Genomic DNA, 16,106 nt, shown 5'->3' with positions numbered 1-16,106 from the left:
ACCGTGAAGGAGCGACGATGAACGACACTCCGGGCTGGGCCTCGCCCGGATCCGCCCCGTCCGACGGGCAGGAACCGGGCGAGTCCCGGCCTGCCGGGCCCGCAGACCGCCCGCACCCCGAGCAGCCGGGGCAGCACGCGCCTCAGGGGCCGGGCGTCAAGTGGTCGAAGGAGCAGCCACCGCCCAGCCAGTGGTCCGCGCCCACCGGCCCGCCCGGCGCCACGGGCCCCGGCCAGGCTCCCCATCCCGCACCGCCCGGCCCGGGATGGGGCACCCCGCCCCCCGGCGGCCCCACGGGGCCCGGAGGATACGGCGGCCCAGGCGGCTACGGAAGTCCCGGCGGTTACGGGGCCTGGGGAGGCGGCTGGGGCGGTCCCCCGCCCGCCGCGAAGCCCGGTGTGATCCCGCTCCGCCCGCTCGGTGTGGGCGAGATCCTCGACGGCGCGGTCTCCACCATGCGCACCCACTGGCGCACGGTCCTCGGCCTCTCGCTGACCATCGCTGTCCTCATCCAGCTCGTCGTCGTCCTCGTCCAGGGACTGTTCCTGGACAGCTCCAGCGCCGCGGCACTCAGCGACCCGAGCGCCACCCTCGACGAGCTGACCGGCGCCCTGGGCGCCTCCCTGCTCAACAGCGGGATGGTCTCCATGATCACCCTGATCGGCGCCCTCACCGCCACCGCCCTGCTCGCGACGGTCACCAGCCGTGCCGTGCTCGGCACGTCGGTCACCGCCGCCGAGGCCTGGCGCACCGACCGTCCCCAGGTCCTGAAGCTGTACGGCCTGATCTTCCTGCTGCTGCTCATCGCTGTCGCCGTCATCGCCGTGGGCGCGCTGCCCGGCATCCTCGTGACCGCCACGGTGGGCGGTCCGCCCGGCGCGCCGCTCACCGTGCTGGGCGTCATCGGCGGTGGCGTCGTCGCCGTGTGGCTGTGGGTCCGCTTCTCGCTGTCCGTGCCCACGCTGATGCTGGAGAAGCAGGGCGTCATGAAGGCGCTGAGCCGGTCCGCGAAGCTGGTGCGCGGCTCCTGGTGGCGGATCTTCGGCATCCAGCTGCTCGCACTGATCATCGCGAACGTCGTCGCGTCGATCGTCGTCATCCCCTTCGCCCTCGTCGCCACGGCGTTCGGCAGTGGCGGTGTCTCCGGTTTCCTCGACGGCACCGGCGGCGACATCAGCTGGGCGTTCCTCATCATCAGCGGGATCGGCTCGGTCATCGGCTCCACGATCACGTTCCCGATCACGGCCGGCGTCACCGTGCTCCTCTACGTCGACCAGCGCATCCGCCGCGAAGCCCTCGACCTCGAACTGGGCCGCGCCGCCGGCATCCAGGGGTACGGTCCCGGCACCACCCCGGGGAGCTGAGGGGGTGCACACCACGGGGGGAGTTCTCACTTCGGCGCGGGCGCTGTCCGAAGCCGCCGGCGGCACCGTGCACACACTGCTGCGCGGCGACGGCGAGCCGCCCGTCACCATCCCGCGCGATCCCGCGCGGGAGGCGGCCCGGCGCGAACTGTCCAAGCAGATGTACCACGAGAACGATCCCAGCTGGTTCGAACAGGTCCTGGACACCTTCTGGGAATGGGTCGGCAAGCTGTTCGACGCCGCCGCCACCGCGACGCCCGGCGGTGCGCTCGGACTGATCGTCGTCATCGCCGCCGTGGTCGCCGTCCTGGGCGCCCTGTGGTGGCGGCTGGGCACCCCGCGACGCGGGCCGGCCTCCGCGCCCGCGCTGTTCGACGACCGGCCCCGCAGCGCCGCCGAACACCGCGCGGCCGCCGAGGCACACGCCGCCCAGGGCCACTGGAACCAGGCCGTGCAGGAACGCATGCGCGCCGTCGTCCGCGCCCTGGAGGAACGGGCCCTGCTCGACATCCGCCCGGGCCGCACCGCCGACGAGGCGGCAGCCGAGGCGGGCCGTACCCTGCCCGCCCACGCCGACCGGCTGCACACCGCCGCGCGGAGCTTCGACGACGTCACGTACGGCGGCCGGACCGCGACGGAACAGTCGTACCGGCACCTCACCGAACTCGACCGTGACCTGGAACGCAGCAAACCCCGGCTCGCGGGCACCGCTGCCGGCCACGGCAACGGCGACGGCACGAACACCAGCGACCGCAGCGACAACACGGGCGGCAGCGCCCGCCAGGGAGCCGCCGGATGACGACCGAGGTAACGCTCCCCTCCACCTCCACCTCCACCTCCACCTCCACCTCGGCCTCGCCCACCACCCGCCAGGTGTGGACCCGCGCGCGAGGTGTCGTCCTCGCGCTCGTCCTGCTGATCGTGGCGGCCGTCGTGATCGCCGTGGTCCGCTCCGACGCCCGCCACGGCGAACTCGACCCGCGCTCCGCCGACCCCCACGGCAGCCGCGCCGTCGCCGAACTCCTCGCCGACCGCGGTGTGGACACGCGCGTGGTCACCACCCTGCAGGAGGCGTCCGCCGCCGCGAGCCCCGACACGACCCTCCTGGTCGCCGTCCCCGACCGCCTGACCCACCGCCAGCAGTCGAGACTGCACGCCGCAATCGCCGACTCCGGCGGCCGCACCGTCCTGGTCTCCTCCGGCAGCGCGTCCGTCGACCGGCTCGCCCCGGGTGTCGTCGCCGATCCGGCCACCAGCTTCGGCTCCACCCTCTCCCCCCGCTGCTCCCTGCCCGCCGCCCGCAGCGCGGGCACCGCGGACACGGGCGGCATCCGCTACACCACCACCCACCTCGACGTGGACGAGTGCTACCCCAGCGAGCGCCTGGCCACCCTGCTGCGCATCCCCGCGGCCACCGGCGGCGGCGACACCGTCCTCATCGGTGCCCCCGACATCCTCCTCAACGACCGCCTCGGCGAGCACGGCAACGCCTCGCTCGCCCTCCAACTCCTCGGCTCGCGCCCCCATCTGGTCTGGTACCTCCCCTCACTCGCCGACGCCTCCGCCGCCTCCGAGGACGGCGAGAGCGGCTTCTTCGACCTGCTCCCCTCCGGCTGGCTCTGGGGCACCCTGCAGCTCTTCATCGCCGCAGCCCTGGCCGCCCTGTGGCGGGCACGCCGGCTCGGCCCCCTCGTGCCCGAAAGACTTCCCGTCGCGATCCGCGCCTCCGAAACCGTCGAAGGCCGCGCCCGCCTCTACCGCAAGGCGAACGCCCGGGACCGCGCGGCCGCCGCTCTTCGCTCCACCACACGCACCCGCCTCGCCCCCCTCGTAGGCGTCCCCGCCTCCCAGGCACACGCACCCGAGGCCCTGCTGCCCGCCCTGTCCGCCCGCCTGCACGGCGACGGACAGCAGCCCTCCCCACACGATCTCCTGTTCGGCCCGCCGCCCGGCGACGACGCGGCCCTGACCTCCCTCGCCGACCGACTCGACGCCCTCGAAAGAGAGGTACGCCGTCCATGATGGACCCGACCACTGACAACGCCGCGCACACCGGGGATCCGGCCGCCGCCAGGGCCTCCCTGGAGGCCCTGCGCGCCGAGATCGCCAAAGCCGTGGTCGGCCAGGACCCCGCTGTCACCGGCCTCGCCGTCGCCCTGCTGTGCCGCGGCCACGTGCTCCTCGAAGGCGTTCCCGGCGTCGCCAAGACACTGCTCGTCCGCACTCTCGCCGCTGCTCTGGAACTCGACACCAAACGCGTCCAGTTCACCCCCGACCTGATGCCGAGCGACGTCACCGGCTCCCTGGTCTACGACGCCCGCACCGCGGAGTTCTCCTTCCAGCCCGGCCCCGTCTTCACCAACCTCTTCCTCGCCGACGAGATCAACCGCACGCCCCCGAAGACCCAGGCGTCGCTCCTGGAGGCCATGGAGGAACGGCAGGTCACCGTCGACGGCACCCCCCGCCTCCTCCCGGAACCCTTCCTCGTCGCCGCCACCCAGAACCCCGTGGAGTACGAGGGCACCTACCCCCTCCCCGAGGCACAGCTCGACCGCTTCCTCCTCAAGCTCACCATCCCCCTCCCGTCCCGCCAGGACGAGATCGACGTCCTCACCCGCCACACCGAGGGCTTCGACCCCCGCGACCTGCGTGCCGCCGGCGTACGCCCCGTCGCGAGCGCCGCCGACCTGGAAGCGGCCCGCGCCGCGGTCGCCAGGACGACGGTCTCCCCCGAGATCACCGCCTACGTCGTCGACATCGTCCGCGCCACGCGTGAATCGCCGTCCCTGGCCCTGGGCGTCTCCCCCCGAGGAGCCACCGCCCTCCTGTCCACCGCCCGCGCCTGGGCCTGGCTGACGGGACGCGACTACGTCACCCCCGACGACGTCAAGGCCCTCGCCCTCCCCACCCTCCGCCACCGCGTACAGCTCCGGCCGGAGGCCGAGATGGAAGGCGTCACGACCGACTCGGTCATCAACGCCATCCTCGCCCACGTCCCCGTCCCCCGCTGATGGCCTTCACCGGACGCGCCGCCCTCCTCGCGGCACTCGGCTCTCTCCCCGTCGGCATCTGGGAACCCGGCTGGACGGGCATCCTCGCCGTCAACGCTCCCTTGGCGGTGGCCTGTGCCTGCGACTTCGCCCTGGCCGCCCCCGTACGCGGGCTCGGCCTGAGCCGCTCCGGCGACACCTCGGTGCGGCTGGGCGACAGCGCGGACGTCACCCTGACGCTCACCAACACGTCCCGCCGTCCGCTCCGTGCCCGCATCCGTGACGCCTGGCCCCCTAGCAGTTGGCAGCCCGGCACCGAGGTGGCGGCCTCCCGCCACCGTCTGTCGGTCCCCGCCGGTGAACGCCGGCGCATCACCACCCGGCTGCGTCCCACCCGCCGGGGCGACCGCCAAGCCGACCGCGTCACCATCCGCTCCTACGGCCCGCTCGGTCTCTTCGCCCGCCAGGGCACGCACCAGGTTCCCTGGACGGTACGGGTGCTGCCGCCGTTCACCAGCCGCAAGCACCTGCCGTCCAAACTGGCCCGCCTGCGCGAACTGGACGGCCGCACCAGCGTCCTGACCCGCGGTGAGGGCACGGAGTTCGACAGCCTGCGCGAGTACGTTCCCGGCGACGACACCCGCTCCATCGACTGGCGTGCCACGGCCCGCCAGTCCGCCGTGGCGGTACGCACCTGGCGCCCCGAGCGAGACCGCCACATCCTGCTCGTCCTCGACACCGGCCGCACCTCCGCGGGCCGTGTCGGCGACATCCCCCGCCTCGACGCCTCCATGGACGCGGCCCTGCTCCTCGCGGCGCTCGCCTCCAGGGCCGGCGACCGCGTGGACCTCCTCGCCCACGACCGCCGCCTCCGCGCCCTCGTACAGGGCCGGTCCGCGGGCGATGTCCTCCCATCCCTGGTCAACGCCATGGCCACGCTCGAACCGGAGCTCGTCGAAACCGACGCCCGGAGCCTCACCGCCACGGCCCTGCGGACGGCCCCCCGCCGTTCTCTGATCGTCCTGTTCACCACGCTCGACACGGCCCCCATCGAGGAGGGACTGCTTCCCGTACTGGCCCAACTCACCCAGCGGCACACAGTGCTGCTCGCATCGGTCGCGGACCCCCACCTGGCCCAGATGTCGAAAGTCCGCGGAAACGCCGATGCGGTGTACGAGGCGGCGGCCGCCGCTCAGGCCCAGACCGAACGCGACCGGACAGCGGAGCAGCTCCGCCGCCACGGCGTCACCGTCGTCGACGCGACCCCGGACGGTCTGGCGCCGGCACTGGCCGACGCCTATCTGGCACTGAAAGCAGCGGGTCGCCTCTGACAAAGAACCCCACGACCAGAAAAGGGCAGGTGGGAGACCTGCCCCTGAAATGCAGAAAGCCCCGCACCATATCGGTGCGGGGCTCTCCCACAATTTGTTCGGCGGCGTCCTACTCTCCCACAGGGTCCCCCCTGCAGTACCATCGGCGCTATAAGGCTTAGCTTCCGGGTTCGGAATGTAACCGGGCGTTTCCCCTACGCTATGACCACCGAAACACTATGAAACACTCAACCGCACCACGCCGTGGCCCGGCATGGGGTCGTTCGTGGTTTCAGAACCAACACAGTGGACGCGAGCAACTGAGGACAAGCCCTCGGCCTATTAGTACCGGTCAACTCCACACCTTACGGCGCTTCCATATCCGGCCTATCAACCCAGTCGTCTACTGGGAGCCTTACCCCATCAAGTGGGTGGGAGCCCTCATCTCGAAGCAGGCTTCCCGCTTAGATGCTTTCAGCGGTTATCCCTCCCGAACGTAGCCAACCAGCCATGCCCTTGGCAGGACAACTGGCACACCAGAGGTTCGTCCGTCCCGGTCCTCTCGTACTAGGGACAGCCCTTCTCAAGACTCCTGCGCGCGCAGCGGATAGGGACCGAACTGTCTCACGACGTTCTAAACCCAGCTCGCGTACCGCTTTAATGGGCGAACAGCCCAACCCTTGGGACCGACTCCAGCCCCAGGATGCGACGAGCCGACATCGAGGTGCCAAACCATCCCGTCGATATGGACTCTTGGGGAAGATCAGCCTGTTATCCCCGGGGTACCTTTTATCCGTTGAGCGACGGCGCTTCCACAAGCCACCGCCGGATCACTAGTCCCGACTTTCGTCCCTGCTCGACCCGTCGGTCTCACAGTCAAGCTCCCTTGTGCACTTACACTCACCACCTGATTGCCAACCAGGCTGAGGGAACCTTTGGGCGCCTCCGTTACTCTTTAGGAGGCAACCGCCCCAGTTAAACTACCCATCAGACACTGTCCCTGATCCGGATCACGGACCCAGGTTAGACATCCAGCACGACCAGACTGGTATTTCAACGACGACTCCCCCACCACTGGCGTGGCGGGCTCACAGTCTCCCAGCTATCCTACACAAGCCGAACCGAACACCAATATCAAACTGTAGTAAAGGTCCCGGGGTCTTTCCGTCCTGCTGCGCGAAACGAGCATCTTTACTCGTAGTGCAATTTCACCGGGCCTATGGTTGAGACAGTCGAGAAGTCGTTACGCCATTCGTGCAGGTCGGAACTTACCCGACAAGGAATTTCGCTACCTTAGGATGGTTATAGTTACCACCGCCGTTTACTGGCGCTTAAGTTCTCAGCTTCGCCCCACCGAAATGGAGCTGACCGGTCCCCTTAACGTTCCAGCACCGGGCAGGCGTCAGTCCGTATACCTCGCCTTACGGCTTCGCACGGACCTGTGTTTTTAGTAAACAGTCGCTTCTCGCTGGTCTCTGCGGCCACCCCCAGCTCAGGAAGCACGTTCCCTCACCGGTGATGGCCCCCCTTCTCCCGAAGTTACGGGGGCATTTTGCCGAGTTCCTTAACCATAGTTCACCCGAACGCCTCGGTATTCTCTACCTGACCACCTGAGTCGGTTTAGGGTACGGGCCGCCATGAAACTCGCTAGAGGCTTTTCTCGACAGCATAGGATCATCCACTTCGCCACAATCGGCTCGGCATCGGGTCTCACCCTGGATGAGTGGCGGATTTGCCTACCACTCGGGCTACACCCTTACCCCGGGACAACCACCGCCCGGGCTGGACTGCCTTCCTGCGTCACCCCATCACTCACCTACTGCAGGTCTGGTCCGTCGGCTCCACCACTCCCCTCAACTCCGAAGAGATCGGGGCGGCTTCACGGACTTAGCATCGCCTGGTTCGATGTCTTGCGCTTCACAGCGGGTACCGGAATATCAACCGGTTGTCCATCGACTACGCCTGTCGGCCTCGCCTTAGGTCCCGACTTACCCTGGGCAGATCAGCTTGACCCAGGAACCCTTGGTCAATCGGCGCACACGTTTCTCACGTGTGTATCGCTACTCATGCCTGCATTCTCACTCGTGAACCGTCCACAACTCGCTTCCGCGGCTGCTTCACCCGGCACACGACGCTCCCCTACCCATCACGATCCCCGTTGGGGGTTGATATCGCAATGACACGACTTCGGCGGTACGCTTGAGCCCCGCTACATTGTCGGCGCGGAATCACTAGACCAGTGAGCTATTACGCACTCTTTCAAGGATGGCTGCTTCTAAGCCAACCTCCTGGTTGTCTGTGCGACTCCACATCCTTTCCCACTTAGCGTACGCTTGGGGGCCTTAGTCGATGCTCTGGGCTGTTTCCCTCTCGACCATGGAGCTTATCCCCCACGGTCTCACTGCCGCGCTCTCACTTACCGGCATTCGGAGTTTGGCTAAGGTCAGTAACCCGGTAGGGCCCATCGCCTATCCAGTGCTCTACCTCCGGCAAGAAACACGCGACGCTGCACCTAAATGCATTTCGGGGAGAACCAGCTATCACGGAGTTTGATTGGCCTTTCACCCCTAACCACAGGTCATCCCCCAGGTTTTCAACCCTGGTGGGTTCGGTCCTCCACGAAGTCTTACCTCCGCTTCAACCTGCCCATGGCTAGATCACTCCGCTTCGGGTCTTGAGCGTGCTACTGAAGCGCCCTGTTCGGACTCGCTTTCGCTACGGCTTCCCCACCCGGGTTAACCTCGCAACACACCGCAAACTCGCAGGCTCATTCTTCAAAAGGCACGCAGTCACGACATGCAGGCAAGCCTGCATGCGACGCTCCCACGGCTTGTAGGCACACGGTTTCAGGTACTATTTCACTCCGCTCCCGCGGTACTTTTCACCATTCCCTCACGGTACTGTCCGCTATCGGTCACCAGGGAATATTTAGGCTTGGCGGGTGGTCCCGCCGGATTCACACGGGATTTCTCGGGCCCCGTGCTACTTGGGTGTCTCTCCAACGAGCCGCTGACGTTTCGACTACGGGGGTCTTACCCTCTGCGCCGGACCTTTCGCATGTCCTTCGTCTACCTCAGCGGTTTCTGACTCGTCCTGTTGCCGGCAGACAACAGAAGAGAGATCCCACAACCCCGTATGCGCAACCCCTGCCGGGTCTCACACGCATACGGTTTGGCCTCGTCCGGTTTCGCTCGCCACTACTCCCGGAATCACGGTTGTTTTCTCTTCCTGCGGGTACTGAGATGTTTCACTTCCCCGCGTTCCCTCCGCTTGCCCTATGTGTTCAGGCAAGGGTGACAGCCCATGACGACTGCCGGGTTTCCCCATTCGGAAACCCCCGGATCACAGCCTGGTTGACGGCTCCCCGGGGACTATCGTGGCCTCCCACGTCCTTCATCGGTTCCTGGTGCCAAGGCATCCACCGTGCGCCCTTAAAAACTTGGCCACAGATGCTCGCGTCCACTGTGCAGTTCTCAAACAACGACCAACCACCCGTCACACACCGCCAGGGGCGGTGCTGTACCGGGGTCGGCAACTGAGGGTTCGTTCCCTCAGACACCCAACAGCGTGCCCGGCACCCTCATCCCCCGCGGCCTGCGTTCCACGCCCCGAAGGACAGTACTGGCAGCCCGAGCGGGCTGAAGATGCCGAATAATCAACGTTCCACCCATGAGCAACCAGCACCGGACGTACGCCGGTGTACTGGCCCCTGACCGGCCCGGAGGCCGGTGAGAAGTGCTCCTTAGAAAGGAGGTGATCCAGCCGCACCTTCCGGTACGGCTACCTTGTTACGACTTCGTCCCAATCGCCAGTCCCACCTTCGACGGCTCCCTCCCGCAAGGGGTTGGGCCACCGGCTTCGGGTGTTACCGACTTTCGTGACGTGACGGGCGGTGTGTACAAGGCCCGGGAACGTATTCACCGCAGCGATGCTGATCTGCGATTACTAGCAACTCCGACTTCATGGGGTCGAGTTGCAGACCCCAATCCGAACTGAGACCGGCTTTTTGAGATTCGCTCCACCTCGCGGTATCGCAGCTCATTGTACCGGCCATTGTAGCACGTGTGCAGCCCAAGACATAAGGGGCATGATGACTTGACGTCGTCCCCACCTTCCTCCGAGTTGACCCCGGCGGTCTCCCGTGAGTCCCCACCACCCCCGAAGGGGCGTGCTGGCAACACGGGACAAGGGTTGCGCTCGTTGCGGGACTTAACCCAACATCTCACGACACGAGCTGACGACAGCCATGCACCACCTGTACACCGACCACAAGGGGGCACCTGTCTCCAGGTGTTTCCGGTGTATGTCAAGCCTTGGTAAGGTTCTTCGCGTTGCGTCGAATTAAGCCACATGCTCCGCTGCTTGTGCGGGCCCCCGTCAATTCCTTTGAGTTTTAGCCTTGCGGCCGTACTCCCCAGGCGGGGCACTTAATGCGTTAGCTGCGGCGCGGACGACGTGGAATGTCGCCCACACCTAGTGCCCACCGTTTACGGCGTGGACTACCAGGGTATCTAATCCTGTTCGCTCCCCACGCTTTCGCTCCTCAGCGTCAGTGTCGGCCCAGAGATCCGCCTTCGCCACCGGTGTTCCTCCTGATATCTGCGCATTTCACCGCTACACCAGGAATTCCGATCTCCCCTACCGAACTCTAGCCTGCCCGTATCGACTGCAGACCCGGGGTTGAGCCCCGGGCTTTCACAATTGACGCGACAGGCCGCCTACGAGCTCTTTACGCCCAATAATTCCGGACAACGCTCGCGCCCTACGTATTACCGCGGCTGCTGGCACGTAGTTAGCCGGCGCTTCTTCTGCAGGTACCGTCACTTGCGCTTCTTCCCTGCTGAAAGAGGTTTACAACCCGAAGGCCGTCGTCCCTCACGCGGCGTCGCTGCATCAGGCTTGCGCCCATTGTGCAATATTCCCCACTGCTGCCTCCCGTAGGAGTCTGGGCCGTGTCTCAGTCCCAGTGTGGCCGGTCGCCCTCTCAGGCCGGCTACCCGTCGTCGCCTTGGTGAGCCGTTACCTCACCAACCAGCTGATAGGCCGCGGGCTCATCCTGCACCGCCGGAGCTTTCCGTTTCCGCAGATGCCTGCGGAAACGGGTATCCGGTATTAGACCCCGTTTCCAGGGCTTGTCCCGAAGTGCAGGGCAGATTGCCCACGTGTTACTCACCCGTTCGCCACTAATCCGCCCCGAGGGGCTTCATCGTTCGACTTGCATGTGTTAAGCACGCCGCCAGCGTTCGTCCTGAGCCAGGATCAAACTCTCCGTGAATGCTTCCCGGTGTTCCGGGGACACCACGGGAGCGGAACCGCCGGAGGAATGATCCGGCGGTTCACAGCGTCCTCGCTGTGTGTTTCAAAGGAACCGCGTCCCGGCCGGAGGCCGGAGACGGGGTATCAACATATCTGGCGTTGATTTTTGGCACGCTGTTGAGTTCTCAAGGAACGGACGCTTCCTTTGTACTCACCCTGGCGGGTTTTCCTCCGGGCGCTTCCCTTCGGTCTTGCGTTTCCGACTCTATCAGATCTTTCCGGTCCGATTTCCTCGGGGTTTCGCCTTCCGGGTCTGCGCTTTTCGCGTTTCCCTTTCCGGCGGCTCCGACTTTATCAGAAGTTTCGCGCCGGATTGACCGGCCGTAGCTTTCCGATTCATCGGGAGTGGCTTCGTCGAAAGTTTGAATTATCGAGAAGCAGTCAGATGCTCACCGTTGCCGCTGCGGATCCAGGGACCCTGCTCCAGGCAACTGTTCGAATCTACCTCCCCACACGATCCGTGTCAACGGTTCCTGCGGGGCGAAGAGGAGACTAGCAGCTCAGCCGACCGGTTCGCACATCAGGCGGCCGTGGGTACGGCCGCGCTGCGCTCGGCGGCCTCCAGGTCACCGGTCTCCCCGGCACGCGCCGCACGTCCGCCCACGACATAGACGTAGACGAGGAAGAGCAGCTCCGCGACGACGCCGATGCTGATGCGGGCCCAGGTGGGAAGCCCCGAGGGGGTGACGAAGCCTTCGATCGCGCCAGAGACGAAGAGAACCAGCGCAAGGCCTATCGCCATGGCCAGTGCTGCTCGGCCCTCCTCCGCGAGGGCCCTGCGTCGGAGCCGTGGGCCCGGGTCGATGAGGGTCCAGCCGAGGCGCAGCCCGGTGCCGGCGGCGACGAAGACCGCAGTCAGTTCCAGGAGGCCATGGGGCAGCACGAGACCGAGGAAGATGTCGAGCCGGCCGGCGGAGGCCATCAGGCCGAAGCCGATACCCAGGTTGAGCATGTTCTGGAAGAGGATCCAGATCACCGGCAGGCCCAGGAAGACACCCAGGATCAGGCAGAGGGCGGCTGCCCACGCGTTGTTCGTCCAGACCTGGGCGGCGAAGGAGGCCGCGGGATTGCTGGAGTAGTACGTCTCGTACTGGCCACCGGGTCGGGTGAGCTCGCGCAGTTCGCCGGGGGCGGCGATGGAGGCCTGGACCTCGGGGTGGGTACCTATCCACCAGCCGAGGAGGGCCGCGACGGCGGTGGAGAGCAGTGCGGTGGGCACCCACCAGTGGCGCGCTCGGTAGACGGCGGCCGGGAAGCTGTGGGAGAGGAAGTGTGTGACGTCCCGCCAGGACGCGCGGCGGGCTCCTGTCACGGCGCCACGCGCGCGTGCCACCAGCTGGCTGAGCCTGCCGGTGAGCTGGGGGTCGGGAGCCGCGGACTGGATCAGCGACAGGTGGGTGGCCGTGCGCTGGTAGAGCACGACGAGTTCGTCGGCCTCGGCGCCGGTCAGGCGGCGCTGGCGCCGGAGCAGGGTGTCGAGGCGGTCCCACTCCGCGCGGTGGGCGGAGACGAAGACGTCGAGGTCCATCGGTGTGCCTGCTCCTCGGCTGTTCGTCGGCTCTGGGCCGAAGGCTCGTCGTCGGTCGTGCGGGGCGGCCTCATGGGCCGTACGGCATGAGTCGTACGACATGATCAGCTGGTCGTACCGCGATGCGATGTGTCATCAGCTTGGCAGACTGGCGGTGTTCGGGGCAGGCCAGGGAAGGACGTGCGGACATGAGTGAGCTGGTGACGGGCGAGGCGGTGGCGCTGGAGTTGCGCCCCGCGAAGGTGCCCAGCAGGGCGCTGGCCGTGCTGCTCGACCTGGCCGTGGCCGTGACGGTGTACATCGTGGCGACCATCGCGCTGGTGGCTGCCACGGCCTCCCTGGACGAGGCGGCGCAGACCGCGATCTCCATCGCGATGTTCGTGTTGTTGCTGGTGGGCGGGCCGATCGCGGTCGAGACGCTCAGTCACGGGCGGTCGCTCGGGAAGATGGCGTGCGGGCTGCGGGTCGTGCGGGACGACGGGGGCCCGATCCGCTTCCGGCACGCGCTGGTACGGGGCTTGATCGGTGTGATCGAGATCCTCATGACGATGGGCGTCATCGCGTGCATCGCCTCGCTGGCGTCGTCGCGGGGGCGACGGCTCGGGGATGTCTTCGCGGGGACCCTGGTCGTGCGGGAGAGGCTGCCGGTCGGGCCGGTGGGGTTCGTACCGCCGCCTCCGCCCTGGCTGGCCGGTCGTTTCTCCGGGCTCGATCTGTCCGCGGTGCCCGACGGTCTGTGGCTCGCCGTCCGCCAGTACCTGACGCGGATGCGGCAGCTGGACCCGCAGGTGGGCCGGGCGATGGCGGAGCGGTTGGCGGCGGACCTGGCGGACCGGACCGGAGCGCCGGTGCCGCAGGGCGTGCCGGCGGCGGCGTATCTGGCGGCGGTGGTGCAGGAGCGGCAGGTCCGGGAGGCGCGGCGTGCCTTCGGACAGACCGCTGCCGCAGGGGGCGGGCCGGTCGGTGCCGTCGGTCCGGCGGGCGCGTACGGTCCGGCGGGTTCATATGGTCCGGCGGGTGCGTACGGACCTCCCGCGCACCATGCGGCTCCGCCGTCCCCGTACCCGTCCGCTACCGCCGCTCCGGCGGGTCCCTCCGCTCCCGCCGTTGCTCCCCCCGGGCCCGCGTCGCCTCCCGTACCTGCCACGCCTGCCGCGTCCCCCGCGCCCGCCTCACCGTCGGCCGAGGGCCCCTCGACCGGGTTCGTGCCACCGGCGTAGGCCGGGGGCGGGCCGGTCGCTCGCGTCTTCGGTCAGTCGAAGACCGAGGGCGGTGATTCGAGGTCCTCGAGTTCGATGCCGGGGGCCGCGAGGACCACGTCCCCGGCGAGGTGCACGGCGTGCTGCTCGCCCGTGTCCAGGGCCGTGACCTGGTATTCGTCCACGGTCAGGGGGCCGTTGTCAGTGGCGTGTGCTTCTCTTCTCACCAAGGCCCAGGACTGGTCCACGGTGCGCGGGGCGAGCACCGGATCGGTGAGGGCGACGAGGCGTACGCGGGTGGCCGAAGCGGAGGGGGTGAGGCGCAGCAGACGGGCGGTGGCGACGAGGAACGCCGGGGACGAACCGGTGAAGGCGTGGGCGCGCGCATTGCCTTCGGTGGCGTGGGTTCCGGTCGGGTCGGTACGGACCCAGGTGACGCCGTCGAGAGCGGCACCGCGGACCTGCCAGCTCGCGGCGTGCAGTTCGAGCCGGATGGGGCGGCCGAGTTCGTCGAGGGCGAGGTCGACCGAGCCCAGGTGATCGCCGGAGGGGGCGGTGAGCTGGGAGACGTAGCGCCAGCCGGAGGGGCCGGGGGCGCACTGGAAGTGCTCTTCGGCGAGGGGGGTGTGATCGTGCGGATCGTGGAGCGAATAACGGCCGCGGGGCATGGGGGTCCTGGATCTTGACGGGCCGGGCCGGTCGCCGGCCGACCCATGGGACAGGCCCCCGACACGGGGGTGCGGGGGCCTGTCCCGGACGGGTCCGCTGCCGGGGAGCGCGCCGACGGACCGGTGCGCTCCCCACGGCGGGTGCGTGGGCTCAGTAGCGGTAGTGGTCCGACTTGTACGGGCCCTCGACCGTCACGCCGATGTACTCGGCCTGCTCGGGACGGAGCGTGGTCAGCTTCACGCCGAGCGCGTCGAGGTGCAGGCGGGCGACCTTCTCGTCCAGGTGCTTGGGCAGCACGTAGACGCCGGTCGGGTACTCGTCGGGCTTGGTGAACAGCTCGATCTGGGCCAGGGTCTGGTCCGCGAAGGAGTTGGACATCACGAACGACGGGTGACCGGTGGCGTTGCCCAGGTTCAGCAGGCGGCCCTCGGAGAGGAGGATGAGCACCTTCCCGTCGGGGAAGGTCCAGGTGTGGACCTGCGGCTTGACCTCGTCCTTGACGATGCCGGGGATCCGGGCGAGGCCGGCCATGTCGATCTCGTTGTCGAAGTGGCCGATGTTGCCGACGATGGCCTGGTGCTTCATCTTGGCCATGTCGGCGGCCATGATGATGTCCTTGTTGCCGGTCGTGGTGACGAAGATGTCGGCCGTCTCGACGACCTCGTCCAGCGTCGTGACCTGGTAACCGTCCATCGCCGCCTGCAGGGCGCAGATCGGGTCGATCTCGGTGATGATCACACGGGCGCCCTGCCCCCGGAGGGACTCCGCGCAGCCCTTGCCGACGTCGCCGTAGCCGCAGACGACGGCGGTCTTGCCGCCGATGAGGACGTCGGTGGCGCGGTTGATGCCGTCGATCAGGGAGTGGCGGCAGCCGTACTTGTTGTCGAACTTCGACTTGGTGACGGCGTCGTTCACGTTGATCGCCGGGAACAGCAGGGTGCCGTCACGGTGCATCTCGTACAGGCGGTGGACGCCGGTGGTGGTCTCCTCGGTCACGCCGCGGATCTCGGACGCCAGCTGGGTCCACTTCTGCGGCGACTCGGCCACCGTGCGGGTGAGGAGTTCGAGGATGACGCGGTGCTCGTCGGACTCGGCGGTGTCGGGCGAGGGGACCTTGCCGTCCTTCTCGTACTCGACGCCCTTGTGGACCAGGAGGGTGGCGTCACCGCCGTCGTCCAGGATCATGTTCGGGCCGCCGGTGGGGGTGTCCGGCCAGGACAGCGCCTGCTCCGTGCACCACCAGTACTCCTCCAGCGTCTCGCCCTTCCAGGCGAAGACCGGGACGCCCTGCGGGTTCTCGGGCGTGCCGTTCGGGCCGACGGCGATGGCGGCCGCGGCGTGGTCCTGGGTGGAGAAGATGTTGCAGGACGCCCAGCGGACCTGGGCGCCGAGGGCGGTCAGGGTCTCGATGAGGACGGCGGTCTGCACCGTCATGTGCAGGGAACCGGTGACACGGGCGCCGGCCAGGGGCTGCGCCTCGGCGTACTCCTTGCGGATCGCCATCAGGCCGGGCATCTCGTGCTCGGCGAGGGTGATCTCCTTGCGGCCGAAGGCGGCCAGGGAGAGGTCGGCGACCTTGAAGTCCTGTCGGTTGTCGACAGTCGTCATGAAGAGCTGCTCCTCGGGGTGTGGGTCGAGGTGGGTACGGCTGGTCTGCGCGGCGGCGGACACAAGGGTGCCCGAGGAGGACACGGGCATGCCCGCGTGCGGCGCAGCGCAGTCCGTCGGAG

The 16,106-nt window shown here is 67.8% G+C and carries 9 protein-coding genes and 3 rRNA genes; 6 read left to right on the top strand and 6 right to left on the bottom strand.

Translation table 11 applies throughout. From position 1 onward, the window contains the following. The first annotated feature begins 17 nt into the window (after positions 1-17). From PYS65_RS21890 to PYS65_RS21870, 5 genes are read left to right on the top strand one after another with little or no spacing between them, the layout of a single operon-like run. Positions 18-1,364 carry a DUF7847 domain-containing protein gene (locus PYS65_RS21890; RefSeq protein ID WP_279335631.1) on the top strand — a complete coding sequence of 449 codons (1,347 nt, stop codon included), beginning with the start codon at positions 18-20 and terminating at the stop codon, positions 1,362-1,364. Between the two features lie 4 nt (positions 1,365-1,368). Further along, a complete protein-coding gene (locus PYS65_RS21885; protein ID WP_279335630.1) occupies positions 1,369-2,163 on the top strand; it encodes a DUF4129 domain-containing protein in 795 nt (264 codons plus the stop codon). Next, the gene (locus PYS65_RS21880; RefSeq protein ID WP_279335629.1) at positions 2,160-3,386 is read left to right on the top strand and encodes a DUF4350 domain-containing protein; all 1,227 of its coding nucleotides are present in this window, start codon (positions 2,160-2,162) and stop codon (positions 3,384-3,386) included. The genes PYS65_RS21885 and PYS65_RS21880 overlap by 4 nt, the downstream gene beginning before the upstream one ends. Next, complete coding sequence (locus PYS65_RS21875) at positions 3,386-4,375, top strand: AAA family ATPase (RefSeq protein ID WP_279335628.1); 990 nt, start codon at positions 3,386-3,388, stop codon at positions 4,373-4,375. Before PYS65_RS21880 ends, PYS65_RS21875 begins: the two co-directional genes overlap by 1 nt. Further along, positions 4,375-5,685, top strand: coding sequence for a DUF58 domain-containing protein (locus tag PYS65_RS21870; protein WP_279335627.1), 1,311 nt, complete (start codon positions 4,375-4,377; stop codon positions 5,683-5,685). The genes PYS65_RS21875 and PYS65_RS21870 overlap by 1 nt, the downstream gene beginning before the upstream one ends. Positions 5,686-5,781: 96 nt before the next feature. On the opposite strand, the gene rrf is transcribed toward PYS65_RS21870, so the two are convergent. The 4 genes from rrf to PYS65_RS21850 all read right to left on the bottom strand — a co-directional run bounded on the left by rrf (position 5,782) and on the right by PYS65_RS21850 (position 12,508). Continuing rightward, positions 5,782-5,898: ribosomal RNA gene (rrf, locus tag PYS65_RS21865) — 5S ribosomal RNA — on the bottom strand. A gap of 88 nt (positions 5,899-5,986) precedes the next feature. After that, positions 5,987-9,109: ribosomal RNA gene (locus PYS65_RS21860) — 23S ribosomal RNA — on the bottom strand. A 301-nt stretch (positions 9,110-9,410) separates the two neighbouring features. Then, positions 9,411-10,939, bottom strand: a 16S ribosomal RNA gene (locus PYS65_RS21855). Together the 16S, 23S and 5S rRNA genes form the textbook arrangement of a ribosomal RNA operon. A gap of 561 nt (positions 10,940-11,500) precedes the next feature. Next, on the bottom strand, positions 11,501-12,508 hold the full coding sequence (locus tag PYS65_RS21850) for a stage II sporulation protein M (RefSeq protein WP_279335626.1): 1,008 nt from the start codon (positions 12,506-12,508) through the stop codon (positions 11,501-11,503). A 188-nt stretch (positions 12,509-12,696) separates the two neighbouring features. Between PYS65_RS21850 and PYS65_RS21845 the strand changes: the two genes are divergently transcribed. Continuing rightward, positions 12,697-13,728 (top strand): RDD family protein, encoded by a 1,032-nt coding sequence (locus tag PYS65_RS21845; RefSeq protein WP_279335625.1) that lies wholly within the window; start codon positions 12,697-12,699, stop codon positions 13,726-13,728. A 32-nt stretch (positions 13,729-13,760) separates the two neighbouring features. Here the strand turns inward: PYS65_RS21845 and PYS65_RS21840 are convergent, their stop codons facing one another. Further along, entirely contained in the window at positions 13,761-14,375 is a 615-nt protein-coding gene (locus PYS65_RS21840; RefSeq protein WP_279335624.1) for a hypothetical protein, read from the bottom strand. Between the two features lie 151 nt (positions 14,376-14,526). Then, positions 14,527-15,984: an adenosylhomocysteinase gene (ahcY, locus tag PYS65_RS21835; protein ID WP_279335623.1), complete on the bottom strand. Its 1,458-nt coding sequence runs from the start codon at positions 15,982-15,984 to the stop codon at positions 14,527-14,529. Positions 15,985-16,106 lie beyond the last annotated feature (122 nt).

This window comes from Streptomyces cathayae, from assembly GCF_029760955.1.
Taxonomy (GTDB): domain Bacteria; phylum Actinomycetota; class Actinomycetes; order Streptomycetales; family Streptomycetaceae; genus Streptomyces; species Streptomyces cathayae.
This window is presented reverse-complemented; position numbering and strand designations above follow the sequence as displayed.

Coding starts and splice junctions, on each gene's coding strand:
- PYS65_RS21870 (WP_279335627.1), top strand. CDS start 4,375: ATGGCCTTCACCGGACGCGCCGCCCTCCTCGCGGCACTCGGCTCTCTC.
- ahcY (WP_279335623.1), bottom strand. CDS start 15,984: ATGACGACTGTCGACAACCGACAGGACTTCAAGGTCGCCGACCTCTCC.
- PYS65_RS21850 (WP_279335626.1), bottom strand. CDS start 12,508: ATGGACCTCGACGTCTTCGTCTCCGCCCACCGCGCGGAGTGGGACCGC.
- PYS65_RS21880 (WP_279335629.1), top strand. CDS start 2,160: ATGACGACCGAGGTAACGCTCCCCTCCACCTCCACCTCCACCTCCACC.
- PYS65_RS21890 (WP_279335631.1), top strand. CDS start 18: ATGAACGACACTCCGGGCTGGGCCTCGCCCGGATCCGCCCCGTCCGAC.
- PYS65_RS21840 (WP_279335624.1), bottom strand. CDS start 14,375: ATGCCCCGCGGCCGTTATTCGCTCCACGATCCGCACGATCACACCCCC.
- PYS65_RS21845 (WP_279335625.1), top strand. CDS start 12,697: ATGAGTGAGCTGGTGACGGGCGAGGCGGTGGCGCTGGAGTTGCGCCCC.
- PYS65_RS21875 (WP_279335628.1), top strand. CDS start 3,386: ATGGACCCGACCACTGACAACGCCGCGCACACCGGGGATCCGGCCGCC.